Source organism: Nonomuraea maheshkhaliensis, assembly GCF_039529435.1.
GTDB lineage: Bacteria > Actinomycetota > Actinomycetes > Streptosporangiales > Streptosporangiaceae > Nonomuraea > Nonomuraea maheshkhaliensis.
Window position 1 is genome coordinate 21,826 of record NZ_BAAAMU010000102.1, and the last position, 14,535, is coordinate 36,360.

The 14,535-nt window shown below is 72.5% G+C and carries 14 protein-coding genes; 7 read left to right on the forward strand and 7 right to left on the reverse strand.

Annotated elements, in window-relative coordinates:
* Positions 1-82 precede the first annotated feature (82 nt).
* Together mmuM and ABFX54_RS42570 are read right to left on the reverse strand one after the other, a co-directional pair.
* A complete protein-coding gene (gene mmuM, locus ABFX54_RS42565) occupies positions 83-949 on the reverse strand; it encodes a homocysteine S-methyltransferase (protein WP_346112615.1) in 867 nt (288 codons plus the stop codon).
* 267 nt (positions 950-1,216) lie between these two features.
* On the reverse strand, positions 1,217-1,885 hold the full coding sequence (locus tag ABFX54_RS42570; RefSeq protein WP_346112616.1) for a Crp/Fnr family transcriptional regulator: 669 nt from the start codon (positions 1,883-1,885) through the stop codon (positions 1,217-1,219).
* Between the two features lie 74 nt (positions 1,886-1,959).
* Here ABFX54_RS42570 and ABFX54_RS42575 point away from each other — a divergent pair, with 74 nt between their 5' ends.
* The gene (locus ABFX54_RS42575) at positions 1,960-2,223 is read left to right on the forward strand and encodes a YciI family protein (protein WP_346112617.1); all 264 of its coding nucleotides are present in this window, start codon (positions 1,960-1,962) and stop codon (positions 2,221-2,223) included.
* Positions 2,224-2,240: 17 nt separating this feature from the next.
* Here ABFX54_RS42575 and ABFX54_RS42580 read toward each other — a convergent pair whose 3' ends face one another.
* Positions 2,241-4,700, reverse strand: a complete 2,460-nt coding sequence (locus tag ABFX54_RS42580) for a VIT domain-containing protein (protein ID WP_346112619.1) — start codon at positions 4,698-4,700, stop codon at positions 2,241-2,243.
* The gene (locus ABFX54_RS42585; RefSeq protein ID WP_346112620.1) at positions 4,697-5,515 is read right to left on the reverse strand and encodes a helix-turn-helix domain-containing protein; all 819 of its coding nucleotides are present in this window, start codon (positions 5,513-5,515) and stop codon (positions 4,697-4,699) included. Before ABFX54_RS42585 ends, ABFX54_RS42580 begins: the two co-directional genes overlap by 4 nt.
* Positions 5,516-5,631: 116 nt before the next feature.
* On the opposite strand from ABFX54_RS42585, the gene ABFX54_RS42590 reads away from it, so the two are divergent.
* Both ABFX54_RS42590 and ABFX54_RS42595 read left to right on the forward strand, forming a co-directional pair.
* Entirely contained in the window at positions 5,632-6,099 is a 468-nt protein-coding gene (locus tag ABFX54_RS42590) for a Dps family protein (protein WP_346112621.1), read from the forward strand.
* Between the two features lie 323 nt (positions 6,100-6,422).
* On the forward strand, positions 6,423-7,445 hold the full coding sequence (locus ABFX54_RS42595) for an alkaline phosphatase PhoX (protein ID WP_346112622.1): 1,023 nt from the start codon (positions 6,423-6,425) through the stop codon (positions 7,443-7,445).
* Positions 7,446-7,686: 241 nt separating this feature from the next.
* Here ABFX54_RS42595 and ABFX54_RS42600 read toward each other — a convergent pair whose 3' ends face one another.
* Positions 7,687-8,580, reverse strand: a complete 894-nt coding sequence (locus ABFX54_RS42600) for a bifunctional helix-turn-helix transcriptional regulator/GNAT family N-acetyltransferase (RefSeq protein ID WP_346112623.1) — start codon at positions 8,578-8,580, stop codon at positions 7,687-7,689.
* 64 nt (positions 8,581-8,644) lie between these two features.
* Here ABFX54_RS42600 and ABFX54_RS42605 point away from each other — a divergent pair, with 64 nt between their 5' ends.
* The 3 genes from ABFX54_RS42605 to ABFX54_RS42615 all read left to right on the forward strand — a co-directional run bounded on the left by ABFX54_RS42605 (position 8,645) and on the right by ABFX54_RS42615 (position 12,156).
* Positions 8,645-9,550, forward strand: a complete 906-nt coding sequence (locus ABFX54_RS42605) for a lactonase family protein (protein WP_346112624.1) — start codon at positions 8,645-8,647, stop codon at positions 9,548-9,550.
* Between the two features lie 52 nt (positions 9,551-9,602).
* Complete coding sequence (locus ABFX54_RS42610) at positions 9,603-10,961, forward strand: N,N-dimethylformamidase beta subunit family domain-containing protein (RefSeq protein WP_346112625.1); 1,359 nt, start codon at positions 9,603-9,605, stop codon at positions 10,959-10,961.
* 169 nt (positions 10,962-11,130) lie between these two features.
* Positions 11,131-12,156: a 6-phosphofructokinase gene (locus ABFX54_RS42615; RefSeq protein WP_346112626.1), complete on the forward strand. Its 1,026-nt coding sequence runs from the start codon at positions 11,131-11,133 to the stop codon at positions 12,154-12,156.
* 150 nt (positions 12,157-12,306) lie between these two features.
* On the opposite strand, the gene ABFX54_RS42620 is transcribed toward ABFX54_RS42615, so the two are convergent.
* Positions 12,307-13,149, reverse strand: coding sequence for an MHYT domain-containing protein (locus ABFX54_RS42620; protein WP_346112627.1), 843 nt, complete (start codon positions 13,147-13,149; stop codon positions 12,307-12,309).
* A 63-nt stretch (positions 13,150-13,212) separates the two neighbouring features.
* Positions 13,213-14,067, reverse strand: a complete 855-nt coding sequence (locus tag ABFX54_RS42625) for an MHYT domain-containing protein (protein WP_346112628.1) — start codon at positions 14,065-14,067, stop codon at positions 13,213-13,215.
* Between the two features lie 113 nt (positions 14,068-14,180).
* Here ABFX54_RS42625 and ABFX54_RS42630 point away from each other — a divergent pair.
* The coding region (locus ABFX54_RS42630; protein WP_346112629.1) for a DUF5931 domain-containing protein at positions 14,181-14,535 on the forward strand (355 nt) is incomplete at its 3' end.

The following is a 14,535-nucleotide window of genomic DNA, read 5'->3' on the forward strand; positions in this document are numbered from 1 at the left end:
GGCTCGCGCACCCACTCGTGCGCGGGCTCCCGTGGTGGGTCCGCCGGCTGCGCGCGGGGTCTTGCCGGGCGCTCGCCGGCGGTCAGGTCAGGCGGGCGCGGATCTGGCCGATGTGTTCGGGTGTCGTACGGCAGCAGCCGCCGATCAGCGACGCGCCCGCCCGCTGCCACTCCACGGCGGCCACGCCGAACTCCACCGGGTCGGCCAGGCCCAGCCAGCGACGGCCGGCCGCGTCCCACGTCTCGCCCGAGTTGGGGTAGACCACGACGGGCAGGCCGCCGGACAGGCACGAGATCAGCCCGGGCAGGTGACGGGGCGCCGTGCAGTTCGCGCCGACGGCCACCACCTGCGGATTGCCCATGAACAGCGCGGCGGCCCGCCGGATCGGCGTGCCGTCGTTGAGCCGCTCGCCGTCGCGGCAGGAGAAGCTCACCCACGCCTTCACCTCGGGCGTGCTCCGCAGCAGCCTGGCCAGCGCCCGCGCCTCGGGGTAGGACGGGATCGTCTCGCACGCCAGCAGGTCGGCCCCCGCCTCCGTCAGGATCTCCCAGCGCGGCAGGTGCCAGGCGTACAGGCCGTCCTCGTCGAGGTCGTAGTCGCCGGTGTACTCGGCGCCGTTGGCCAGGTAGGCGCCGTACGGGCCCACCGAGGCCGCCACCAGCCCCCGCCCCGCCTCATCCCGGGCCTGCCCCGCCAGCTCGACCGACAGTCGCAGCAGGCGCGCCGCCTCGGCCGCGTCCAGCCCGCGCCGCGCGAATCCCGGCAGCGAGGCCTGGTAGCTGGCCGTGGTGGCCACGTCGGCGCCGGCCGCGAAGAAGTCGGCGTGCACGCGCCTGATCAGCTCCGGCTCCTCCAGCAGCAGCCGCGCCGACCACAGCTCGTCGCGCAGGTCCGCGCCGAGCCTTTCGAGCTGCGTCGCCAGCCCGCCGTCCAGGACAAGTGTCGTCACTTATCCAGGGTATGTGCGGCCCGGACAGCCCTGGAACGCGGCGATCAGACGACTGGGCGGGCCGGGCCCATCCGGTGGCGGCGCCACCGTCCACACGGCTCCGGCAACAGCCGCGGCGAGAGGCCACCCGGGAGGCCGCATATGGGAGGCCACGCGGAAGTCCCGCAGGGGGGATGTGGGAGGTCGTGCGCCAGGCAACGGGGGAGGTCGTGCGGGAGGCGATGCGGGAAGCCGTGCGAGAGGCCGGGGGCGAGGCTACGTGGGAGGTCATGGGGGAGGGGTGGGCAGGGCGGCGAGGTGGGCCAGGAGGTGGGGGTCGAGCACGAGCACCTCGCCCGCGCCGATCTCGATCACGCCCCGCCGTTCGAGCCCCCGCAGGGCCCGGTTGACGCTCACCCGGGTCGCACCGATCTCGGCCCCCAGCCCCGCCTGCCCGCCGTGCAGCGGCACCCGGCCGCCGGCGCAGCGCCGTACCAGCCAGGAGGCCACCCGCGACGGCACGTCCCGCGTCGCCGCGTCCAGCAGCCGTTCGTCGAGATCCCGTACGCTGGCGGCCAGCGTGCGCAGCATCCGCGCCGCCACGGACGGCTCCGAGGCGACCAGGTCCATCACGGCGGCGCGCGGCAGGTAGGCGACCCGCACCGCCGTCATGGCCGTGCGCGTGGCCCGGTGCGGCCCGTCCACCAGCAGCGCCGTCTTGTCGAACGCGACCGGCGCCGCCTCCACGGCCAGGACCACCTCCCTGCCCTCCGCGCTCACCCGCCCCGCCTTGACCCGCCCCTCCAGCAGCACGATCAGCTGATCAGCCGGATCACCCTCCGTGCACAGGACCTGCCCGGCCGCGTACCGCCGCGCGCGGGCCACCGCCTCCAGCGCGCGCAGCCGCTCCTCGCCGAGCCCGCCGAACATGGGCAGGCAGGCCAGTGTGTACGTCATGTATCCCGTGATACACCACCCCCGTGACCCACGATGCTGACCGGCCGGGCCACCGCGCCCTAACGTGACGCGGCATGGCGAGATATGTGCTGCAACTGGCCTTCGACGGCGACCCCAGACGACTCGCGGCCCGCCCCGCGCACCGGGAACACCTGCGCCGCCTCAAGGAACAGGGCCGGCTGGTGACCGCCGGCCCCTGGGCCGACGACAGCGGGGCCCTGCACGTGTACGAGGTGGCGGACGAGGCGGAGCTGCGGGACATCCTCGGTCAGGACCCGTACACAGCGGTGGACGGCTACGAGATCGTGTTGCTGCGGGAGTGGTCCCCGATCCTGTAGCCGCCGGTGCCGTGATGTCAGCCGCGCTTCCAGAACGGCCTGCGCCGCCTCCCGTCGGATTCGGACCGAGAGTCATCGCCGGATCCGCGGCGGCCTGGGCCGAGGCCGGGGCCGAAGTCAGGACCGGTGCCGGCCCCCGAGCCGGGGGACGGGCGGTCGACGCCGAGGAGCCTGGTCAGGAGCTCGACGGCGCGGTCGTGCAGTGCCCGCGCGTCGGCCCCCGGCCGCTCCGCCGCCTCCAGTTCGCCGGCCAGCCGCTCCAGCTCCTCGTGGCCCCCGAGGTAGGCCGCCAGCGCCGCCAGCCGGGTGCCCAGGTCGGCCAGGTACAGCGGGTCGGGCAGCGGCAGGGCGTTGAGGCGGTCCAGCTCGGCGGCCAGCTGGGGACGTACCGACTCCAGCCGGTGTCCGGCGCGCCCGCCCGCGGCCCCGCCCCCGCCTCTCCCCACCTGGGGAGGGGCGGGTACGGACGGCCCGCCGAACAAGGGCCCGCTTCCCGGCGCGCCGGGCACGGGTCCGCGGGCCGGTCCGGCGCCGCCGGCGAACCCCTGGTCCAGTTCGGCCAGCCCCGGCGCCGACGGCATGCGCATCCGAGGCGGTGGTGCGGGGGCCGCGGCCAGCATCACGCCGGCCGCGAAACTGCCGCCCATCGGCGGCGGCGCCGGCATCTCCCAGCCGCTCGGCGGCTCGACCGGCTGGATCACCCGGTGCCGCGGCCCCTCGCCGGCGACCTGCCGGGTGTCGACGGCCACGTACGCGGTGAAGCGGCAGAGCACGCCGTACTCGAGCGACGTGCGCACGATCGTGTCCTCCAGACCGTGCTCGCCCATGGCGTAACGGTCCTCCAGCTCGCGCAGGTGGGCGCGGGCCCAGACGGCGCGGACGGCCGGGTTGTCCACCGTCACGCCCTCGGCCCGCGCCTCCCACGGCGCGCCCGAGGCCATCCCGCGTACGGTGACCGACGAGCCCTCGCGGTAGCGCCCGTACGCGCGCAGCGGCACCCCGGGGAAGATCGACCCGAGATGGGTGACCGTGCCGGGTTCGACGTCGAGCTCCTTGATCTCCAGGTCGGTGACCAGCGGCGCGCCGATCCTGCGGTGGATGTGCTCCATGGCCGCGTCGAGCCGGTCCTCCGACTCGACCAGCTCGCACCGGCCCGCGCCGAGCCCGGCCAGCCGGCCGAGGAACCCGGCGTTCACGGCCCTGTCGATGCCGACCGTGTGCACGCGCATGGCCGACAGCGCGCCGCCCGCCTGCTCCAGGATCTGGTCCTCGTTGCCCACCTGGCCGTCGGTGACCAGCACCACGACGCGTTCGCGGCCGCTCTCGCCGTCCAGCAGGGCGATGGCCTGGCGCAGCGGCTCCAGCACCTCGGTGCCGCCGCGCGCGTCCACCCGCGACAGGTGCTCGACCGCGCGGTAGCGGTTGCGGTCGGACGCCTGCGCCATCCCCTCGAACGCCTGCTCCACCACCGAGTCGAAGGTCAGCACCGCGAACCGGTCCTGCGGCGTCAGCGTGTCGACGATGCGCGCGGCCGCCCGCCGGGCGCACACCATCTTCCAGCCGCCCATGCTGCCGGACCGGTCGAGCAGCAGCACCAGGTCGCGCGGGGCGCGCGGAGCCTCCAGCGGCGGCGGGAGCACGGTGAGCGCGAACGTGCCCCGGCCGTCGAGCTGCAACGCCGTGCAGGCGTCGAACGACAGCCGCAGCACGAAGTCACGGTCGAGCCGCTCGCCGGGACGCACGCGTACCGTACGGGTCGCCTGATCGGGACCGCCGGTCTCCTCCTCCACGACGTGCAGGCTGGAGGCCAGCTCGCGCAGCTCCAGACCGGCGGCGGCCACGCGCGCGGTCAGCGACAGCCGCACCGGGTCGGGGAAGCCGGGCAGCAGCACGGGAGGGCTGATCCTGGAGGCGTCGGGGACCGCGCCGGTGTCGGGCGCCGTGCCGTCACCGGCCGGCGGCCCGTCGATCGGCCTGCCGGGGATGTAGCGCGGCGCCACGACCAGCGGGAACCTGAACGTGGCCGCGCCGTCCTCGTACGGCAGCGGCTGGCTCATCGACAGCGTGACCGTGACGCGTTCGCCGGGCAGGATGTTGCCCACCCTGATCGTGAACACGTCGGGCCGCTCCTCCTCGGCGATGGCCGCCCGCCTGCCCTCGCGCAGCGCCTGGTCGTAGTCGGCCCTGGCCTGGCCGCGCTCCTTGAGCACGCCCTCGACCACCCGGTCGTCGGCCTCCATCCGGAACGCGGTGACGGCCGCGCGGTCGGGCAGCGGGAAGACGTACGTGGCCTCCAGCGTGACGTCGAACGGGTTCCTGAACCCCTGCGTGACCTCGACCCCGGCGATGAGTCCCGAGATGTCCGCGGCCACGTCCACGCTCTCCAGCGGCAGGTTGCCGCGCTCGGTCAGCAGCGCGCCGAACCCGGCGTCCGGCACCGGCAGGCACCGCGCGGGCTCCAGCGAAGTGATCTTCATATCAGCTCCCTCTCTTCGAGCACCGCGAGCAGCGGTCCCGCCGCCGCCAGCACCGCCTGAACGTCCTCGTCCGACGGGACCCGCCCCGCGTCCAGCACGAGCCGCACTCCGTCGCCCAGCCTGATCCCCGTGACCACCCCACCACCGGCCCAGTCCCGCCGCGGCGCCGCCGCCTTCCGGTCCGATGCGCCCGCAGCCTTCGCCGCGCCCGCAACCTTTGGCGCGTCCGGCCCGCTCGCCGTCTCCGGGGCGCCCGCCGTCTCCGGCCGTTTGACCCAGAACCGTCCGCGCGTCGCCCGCCTACCGCCTTCGCGGTCGGCCAGGCCCCCTTCCACGGGCCTGTCCTCAAGAGATGCGCCATCCAGGGATGTGCTGTCCGAGGGCGCGCTGCCGGGGGAGGCGGTAGCCGGGCAGGTGTTGTCTCGGAGAGTGCTGTCGAGGTGGGCGGCGGCGTGGTGGGTGTTGCTGCCGGGGAGGGCGCCGGGCATGGGGGCAGGAGCGGGGCCAAGGCGGGCCGCTGACTCCAGCATGTGGTCCGTCGCCCCCGCCAGGGCCACCTGGATCTCGGCGATCGACCGGCCGGCGGCCTGTAGCCGTTTCACCGCCACCAGCTGGAGCAGGTGCCGCCGCCCGTAGCGGGCGATCCGGCCGCGTCGGGTCAGGGGCGGGTCGACCAGGCCGATGGTCGTGTACCACCTGATCAGCCGCTCCCCGGGCACGTCGCGGACCCGGCCGTTGGCAGGAGGCGGCGCGCTGTCGCGCAGGGCGCGCGCCGCGTGCTCGGCCAGCTCGCCGATCGTCCAGGTGTCGCTCATACGACCACACTGACACTGTCACTATTGCACTGTCAACTAGCCGTATGTGGGAAGAACCACGGGCTAGAGGAGGTTGATCCAGGTGTAAAGCTCATCCCTCGGGGAGGAGATACAGCATGGCTACGATCACCGGCCCACTTTCGGGCGATGCAAAGAACACCGTCGCGGAAGCGCTCCAAGGCGCCCTGGTGGATCTGATCGATCTGTCCCTGGTCGCCAAGCAGGCGCACTGGAACCTCGTCGGTTCCCACTTCCGCGCGCTCCACCTCCAGCTCGACGAGGTCACCCAGCTGGCCAGAACCCACATGGACACCATCGCCGAACGCGCCGTCGCCCTCGGGATCAGCCCGGACGGCCGTTCCGCCACGGTCTCGCGTTCCACGAAGCTGCCTCAGCCGGAGAGCGGCTGGATCGAGGACGGCAAGGTGGCGGCGACGATGACGGACATCCTCGACGGCATCAGCAAGCGCATGTACGAGCGCATCCGGGCCACCGAGGAGGCCGACCCGGTCAGCCAGGATCTGCTGATCGCGGTGACGCAGGAACTGGACAAGCAGCACTGGATGTTCCAGGCCCAGCGCTGATACGGGGCGGAGAGCCCGGGCTCGCGAGCCCGGGCTCTCGCATGCCCGGCACCCGCAGGCCCGCGTCTGCATTTCGGGGGTCCGGGCGCTTCAAGGTCCGTGTCGGCTTTGGAGGTCCGGCGGTTGGAGGTCCGTGCCGGGTTTCGCATGCGTGGCGGCCGGACGTCCGGGCGGGGGTTTCGGATGCCCGGTGGCCAGAAGCCCGTGGTGGGTTTCGCGTGCCGGGGGCGGGCTTCGGGGTTTGCGCAGAGTTTGAACTCGCGAGTCCCTGCCATTCATGTCGGTGCGGTCGACTAGCGTGGCACCTAGAGGGAGGCCCAACGATGTCCCGCAAGACTCTCCTCCGCACGGGCCCGCTCTTGGCGGGCGGCATCAGCCCGTACGGACCGCTCGGCCTGACCGGACCCGGCGGGCTCGCGCTGCCCCCGGGGTTCACCGGCAGGGTCGTGGCCCGCTCGGGCGACAAGGTCGCCGGCCTGACGTGGCACGCGGCGCCCGACGGCGGCGCCTGTTTCCCCGACGGAGCTGGCTGGATCTACGTGTCCAACTCCGAGCTGCCCCTGCTCGGCGGCGCCTCCGCGTTGCGCTTCCGCGCCGACGGCAGTGTCGCCGACGCCTACCGCATCCTGTCGGGCACCGATCTCAACTGCGCGGGCGGCGCGACGCCGTGGCACACCTGGTTGTCGTGCGAGCTCGGCCACCGGGGCCGCGTGTTCGAATGCGACCCCTACGGAGCGCGGGCCGCGCGTCCGCGCCTGTCCATGGGCCGGTTCAAGCACGAGGCCGCCGCCTGCGACCCAGAGCGGCGCGTCATCTACATGACCGAGGACGAGCCCGACGGCTGCTTCTACCGGTTCCGGCCGGGCGACTGGGGTGACCTGACCGAGGGCACGCTGGAGGTCCTGTGCGGCTCCGGCCGCTGGCAGGCGGTGCCGTCGCCCGCGGCTCTGCTCAAGGAGGCCCGCCACCAGGTCGACGACGCCCGCCACTTCGACGGCGGCGACGGCTGCCACTACGCGGGCGGGGTCTGCTACTTCACCACCAAGGGCGACACCGGGCTGTGGGCCTACGACGCCCAGACTTCGTCGCTCGACCGGCTCTGCGAGGGCGTGCGGGCCATCACCGCCGCCCCGTCAGGAGACCTCTACGTCGCCAGGGAGTGCGCGGAGATCGACGTCATCGCGCCCGACCGCGCGGTGACCCCGTTCCTGCGGCTGGAGGGCTACGACGGTGCCGAGCTGACCGGACTGGCCTTCTCGCCCGGCGGCGAGCGGCTCTACTTCTCGGCCAGGCGTGGCCGCACGGAAGGTCACACGTTCGAGGTGGCGGGCCCCTTCCGCCCCTGACCCGAGCCGGCCGGTTCAGAGGTGGCCCCCTCCGTACCTGACGGCAACCGGTTCAGGGGCGGCGGGCCCCTCCGCCCCTGACGCGAGCCGCCTCAGAGGCGGCGGGCCTTTCCGTGCCTCACGCCAGTCGGCTCAGAGGAGGGCGGGACCTCTGTTGCGCCTGGCGCAAGGCTGCCTTGCACGCCTGACGCGAGGCGGGTCAGCCGGTGGCGGGCGCGTTGCGCGCGTGACGCGACCCGATTCAGGCGGTGGGGTGGAGGTCGAGTGACCACATCTGCTCGTTGACCGGCACCCCGTTCTCCACCCCCTCCTCCTGCGACTCCAGCTCGAACCCCGCCGCCTGATAGATGCGCCGCGCGCTCACCAGGCTGTCGCGGGTCCACAGCACGATCCGCTTGCAGCCCTCGGCCCGCGCGTGCCGCAAACACTCCTCCACGAGCCGCCGCCCCAGGCCCAGGCCCCGCGCGGACGGCTCGACCAGCAGCATGCGCAGCTTGGCGGTGGTCTCGTCCTGGCGCACGTAGAAGACGCACCCGACCCGTCGGCCGCCGGACTCGGCGATCCAGCCGGTGTCGCGGGTGAGATCGAGCTCGCCGACGATCCTGGCGACGAGCTGCTCGAACTCGATGCCCCAGCCGTACTCGGAGCTGTAGAGCGCCCCGTGTCGCTCCACGACCCAGCCGAGGTCGCCCGGGCGCGGCGGCCTGATCACGTACGGCTCGCGTTCCCGCTCCGCCTCGCTCAGCAGGGACCTGATCGAAGCCATGCTCGACACCAGCCGCTCCTGGTCGGCCTCGGCAAGGCCGGCCATCAGCCGGCCGATCGCCTCGGCGGAGCGGGCGTCGAGCCCGGCGAAGACCTCGTCGCCGGACCGGGTGAGCCGGACGAGCTGCTTGCGCGCGTCGGCGGCTGAGCGCTCGCGGGTGATCAGCCCGTCGGCCTCGAAGCGGGTCAGGATGCGGCTGAGGTAGCCGGCGTCGAGACCGAGCAGGCCGCGCAGCTCGCCGGTCTCCATCCGCTCGGTCTGCGCGAGCTCGAACAGCACCCTGGCCTCGGTGAGCGAATACGGCGAGTCGAGCATCCCGGCCTGGAGCGCGCCGATCACCTTCGTATAGAACCGGTTGAAGGCTCTCACCTCAGAGACCCTTGCTTCCGTCAACGAACTCATTGCCACAGTCAACCATAGGAGGATCCCCGCTGTGAAGTACGTGCGCATAGGCGGATACGGCCCGGGCATCGTCACGGTCGGCGGCGGGCTCACCAGGGTGACGTCACCGTCGTTCCTGGCCGCCCATCCCTCCCAGCCCGTCCTGTACGCCGTGGGCGAGCTCGAACGCGGCTGGCTCACCGCCTTCCAGGCCGACGGGAGCGACCTCGGCCCCCTCGACGAGCGCCCCAGCGAGGGCTCCTACCCCTGCCACGTCGCCGTGGCGCCCGAGGGCGGCCTGCTCGCGGTGGCCAACTACGGCGACGGCACCGCCACCCTCTACCGCCTCGACGAGCGGGGCGCGTTCGCGGGCGAGCCGATCGTGCTGCGCCACGAGGGCTCGGGCCCCGACAAGGGCCGCCAGGAGGGCCCGCACGCCCACCAGGCCGTCTTCCATGACGGAGTCGTGCACGTCTCCGACCTCGGCACCGACGAGATCCGCCGCTACCGCTACGACGGCACCGCGCTGGAGCCGATCACCCTGCCGCCCGGCACGGGGCCGCGCCACTACGCCTTCTCCGGCTCGCGACTCTACGTGGCGGGCGAGCTCGACGGCACCGTCACCCTGATCGACGGCGAGCGCCGCACGACCGTGCCCGCCTCCCGCCACGAGGGCGACAACGCCCCCTCCCACCTGCAGCTCGACGGCGACCTCGTCTACGTCGCCAACCGCGGCCCGAACACGATCGCGGTGCTGCGCGCCGCCGACCTGTCGCCGGTCGCCGAGGTGCCCTCGGGCGGCGACTGGCCCAGGCACTTCGCGATCGACGGGGACCGCCTGTACGTGGCCAACCAGAACTCGCGCGAGGTCACGATCTTCACGCTGCGCGACGGCGTCCCCGAGCCCTCGGGAGAGAGGTACGAGGTGGAGAGTCCGGCCTGCGTGCTGATCCGGTAATCACTTCGCCAATGCGGAGCTCCCGGCACCGGAGGGAGGCGACCATGGCCTCGTGCGCAAGATCTTTCTCGCCCTGGTCCTCCTGGTCGCCTCCTGCGGCGAGCCGCCGCCCGCCGCCCCGCCGCTCCCGAGGGCGGCGCCGGCCGCCGAGCCGGACCGGCCGGACGTGCAGGAGTCGTGGCGGATCACCCGGTCCGGCGCCGAGCACGAGATCGAGGGGTACGCCGACCGGGTGAGCGTCCTGCCGGGAGAGCGGTTCGGCCTGCGCGTCTCCACGACCGCGCCGCGCTTCACGGCCAGCGCCTTCCGCATGGGGGCGAACCCGGCCAAGGTGTGGCAGTCGGAGCGGGTCGAGGGGACGCGGCAGGCGCCGATGCGGCTCGTACGCGGCACGGTGAGCGCCGCCCACTGGACCCCGTCGCTGACCGTGGACACCACGGGCTGGGCCGAGGGGGCGTACCTCATCCGGCTCGACGCCTCCACCGGCGCCCAGCGCTACGTCCCGATCACCGTGCGCTCGGCCTCCACCGCCGGGCGGGTGGTGATCGTGAACGCGGTCACCACCTGGCAGGCGTACAACCTGTGGGGCGGGCGCAGCCTCTACACGGGCCCCTCCGGGTACGCGGACCGCTCCCGCGCCGTCACCTTCGACCGCCCCTACGACGGCACCGGCGCCAGGCTCTTCCTCGACTTCGAGAAGGAGGCCCTGGCCGTGGCCGAGGCGAGCGGCGTGCCGCTGGCGTACCTGACGAGCCTCGACCTCGAACCGGGCGCGCTCGACGGGGCCCGCGCGGTGGTGTCGCTGGGCCACGACGAGTACTGGTCGCCGGCCATGCGCCAGGTGGTCACCAGGGCCAGGGACCACGGCACGAACCTCGCCTTCCTCGGCGCCAACGCCGTCTACTGGCGCATCGCCATGGACGGCAGGAAGGTCGTCTGCGACAAGGAGGACGTCTGCCGCCTGTGGCGCGAGTCGAAGCCGGAGAGCGCGCTGGTGGGGCAGATGTACGACTGCTTCCCGGCCGAGGGCGCCTACCGGGTCACCAGGCCGGGCCACTGGATCTTCGCCGGGACCAGGGGGCGCAGCTTTCCCGGGATGGTGGGCGTGGAGACCGACCGGGTCTCGCGGGGCTCGCCGCGTGACGTCCAGGTGCTGGCCGAGTCGCCGTTCTCGTGCGGCGGCCGGGCGAGCGTCGCGCACAGCACGTACTACACGGCGCCGAGCGGGGCGGGGGTCTTCGCCTCCGGTACGATGCGCTGGGTGTGCGCGCTGCGCGGCCGGCGCTGCGGCCACGGCGTCACCGAGGCGGCCGCCGCCTTCACCCGGCGCGCGACGACCAACGTGCTCACCCGCTTCGCCGCGGGCCCGGCCGGAAAGCCTGCCCGTTTTCGGGGAGAACGAGGGCTATAACCCCTGCTGTCCGGGGTGTCGGTGGCCGACACGTGCACGAAATCTCCGCCAAATCAGGGTTTAGCCACGGGCTCTGGCGTTTGGTCTAGACCACTGCGTGTGAGGGCGGGCACAATGCGAGTCTGACATGAAGCTCTGGTTCGTGACCCCCTATCGGGAGGAACCCGCCATGCGTATTGGAGTGCTCACCGGAGGCGGCGACTGCCCCGGCCTGAACGCCGTGATCAGGGCAGTGGTGCGTAAGGGGGTGAGTGTCTACGGCCACGAGTTCGTCGGCTTCCGCGACGGCTGGCGCGGCCCCTTGGAAGGCGACACGATGCCGCTGGACATCGGCTCGGTCCGCGGCATCCTGCCACGTGGAGGAACCATCCTGGGCTCCTCCAGGACCAACCCGATCAAGATCGAGGGCGGGGTCGACCGGATCAAGGAGAACCTCGCCTCGACCGGTGTCGACGCGCTGATCGCCATCGGCGGGGAAGACACCCTGGGCGTCGCCAAACAGCTCTACGACCGCGACGTCAACGTCGTGGGCGTGCCCAAGACCATCGACAACGACCTGTCGGGCACCGACTACACCTTCGGCTTCGACACCGCGGTCAACATCGCGATGGAGGCCATCGACCGGCTCCACACCACCGCCGAGTCCCACCACCGGGCGCTCATCTGCGAGGTCATGGGCCGCCACGCGGGCTGGATCGCCCTGCACGCGGGCATGGCCGGCGGCGCGAACGTCATCCTCATCCCCGAGAAGCCGTTCGACATCGACCGCGTCTGCGAATACGTCGAGTCCCGCTTCCGCACCCGTTACTCGCCCATCATCGTGGTCGCCGAGGGCGCCCATCCGATCGAGGGCCAGATGGAGCTGCAGGCCGGCACGCTCGACGCCTTCGGTCACGTACGCCTCGGCGGCATCGGCGAGGTGCTGGCCAAGGAGATCGAGAAGCGCACCGGCAAGGAGGCCCGCACCACGGTGCTCGGCCACATCCAGCGCGGCGGCACCCCCACGGCCTACGACCGGGTGCTGGCCACTAGGTTCGGCCTCCAGGCCATCGACGCGGCCCACGAGGGCGACTACGGCAAGATGGTCGCGCTGCGCGGCACCGACATCGTCCGGGTCGGGCTCGACGAGGCCACGGCCGAGCTCAAGACCGTTCCCGTCTCGCGCTACTCCGAGGCGGAGGTCTTCTTCGGTTAGCCGTTCTCCGGCCGGTTGTAAGTGAGGTGAAAGCGGGCGGCCGTACCTTCTGGGGCAGCGGGGTTACCGCTACAACCCCCAAGGGGTACGGCTTGCGCCGCAGCGAGTCGGCGGCCCACTACGCGTCGCAAGCCGTACCCAGCACATAGCTCAAGCGCGGGGCGTGCCGAAGAGATCCACCTCCGGCGCGCCCTCGTCGTCGCGCGCGTGCAGCCGCCGCCGGTACTCCTGCTCGCTGCGCAGCTCCTTCTCCGACGGCGACAGGATCACGGTGAGCAGCAGGCCGACCGTGATCAGGCTGATGCCCACGATGAGCGGCAGCAGGAAGTCGACGGCCTGGGCGCCCGCGACCGGCATCATCTCCGTGTGCGCGGAGACCGACATCGAGTACATCCCGGTGTAGTGCATGCCCGAGACGGCCACGCCCATGACCAGCGCCGCCCCGCCGATCCGCAGCGCGCCGCTGACCCGCAGCGTGAACCACAGCGCCACCGTGGCCGCCGCGATGGCGATCAGCACCGACAGCGTGACGATCAGCGGGTCGTAGGAGACCAGGCCGGACATGTTCATCGCGGCCATGCCGAGGTAGTGCATGCCGGCCACGCCGAGGCCGGTCAGGACGCCGCCGCCGAGCAGGTAGCCAGTCCCTTCGCTCCCGCGGGCGGCTCCCCGAGTGGCGCCGTGGGAGGCCAGGAAGAGCCCCATGCCCACCACGACGACGGCGATGACCGCCGAGGCGGCCGTGAGCGGCACGTCGTACCGGATCACCGAGCCGTGCACGGAGAAGCCGAGCATGGCGATGAAGTGCATCGTCCAGATTCCGGTGCCGCCGATCGCGAACGCGGCGCCGACCAGCCAGAACTTGGCCTCGCGGCCGCCCATCAGCCGCGCGCGCGAGGTCAGCAGGAGGCCGAGCATCGACCCCACGCTGGACATGACGTACGCGAGCACGGGCGTCAGCAGCCCGAAAGAGAAATGATCGACCGGCGACATGCCCCCCACCCATCCCTTACGCACCGATAAGGGAGTATGAACAGGGAGTCGTCGCGCGCGCAACTACCTTCGTCTGGCCTGCATCGGCTGCTGGTGCGGCACCACCGGGGCGGGGTAGGTGAGCTGCTGCTGCTGGGCGGTGCGGCGGCGCAGTTCGAGCTTGGCCACGAGCTCGGCGTCCTCGTGCAGTTCCTCCTCCGAGGGCGACAGGATCACCATGAGCAGCATGGTCAGGGTGATCAGGCTGATCACGGTCATGAGCGGGACCAGGAAGTCGAGCGCGTCGGCGCCGGAGACGGGGGTGGTCTCGGTGTCGACGGAGACGTGCATGGCGTACATGCCGGTGTAGTGCATGCCGGCCACCGCCAGGCCCATGACGAGGGCGGCGCCGGTGATCCAGATGGGCCGCTTGACGCGGAGGGTGAACCAGAGCGCGACCGTGGCGGCCACGACGGCGATGGCCACGGACAGGCCCACGGTGAGGCGGTCGTAGGAGACGTGGGCGGACATGTTCATGGCGTACATGCCGAGGTAGTGCATGGAGGCCACGCCGAGCCCCGTGAGCAGGCCCCCGCCGAGCAGCGCGAGGGCGCGCCCGCGCCCGTAGGAGACCAGGAACAGACCGGTGCCGACGACCACGATGGCCACCACCGCCGAGGCCGCGGTGAGCCAGACGTCGTACTTGATCTGGATGCCCTCCACCTGGAAGCCCATCATCGCGATGAAGTGCATGACCCAGATGCCGGTGCCCCCGATGGAGACGGCCGCCCCCAGCAGCCAGCGCACGCGGGCGCCGCCGCGCGAGGCGTGCGCCTGCGCGGTGAGCCGCAGCCCGAGCATCGAGCCGATGCAGGACATGACGTAGGCGAGCAACGGCGTGAGCAACCCATAGGTGAAATGATTCACGGCGGAGGTCATCTATCGGTTCCTTGCATTAGGGGTCCCCGGATTCTGCCATCCGGCTTGTCCTATTCGCATGGATACCGAAACTATCTGTCAACTCCGTGAGTCGGAAAACGTGAGAGAGTCTCATGGCTATCGAGGGCCCGTTCTGGCGGGCGATCGCCGTCTTCCGCGTCGCCTCGCTGGCGTACGCGGCGGTCCTCATGGCCCAGCACGGCGGCTACGAGCGGCCGGTGCTCGGCTGGCTGGTCGTCGGCGCGATGGCGCTGTGGACCGCGGGCGCCACGTTCGCCTACTCCCGCGCGGCGCTGCGCCGGTGGCCGCTGCTCGCCGCCGACCTGGTCGTGACGGTGGCGTGCCTGCTGGCCAGCCCGTACGTGCAGGGCGCGGGCCAGGGCGAGGCCGGCACCCTGCCCGTGCCCGCGACCTGGGTGGCCGGTCCCGTGCTGGCCTGGGCCGTGCACGGCGGCCGGCGGGCCGGCG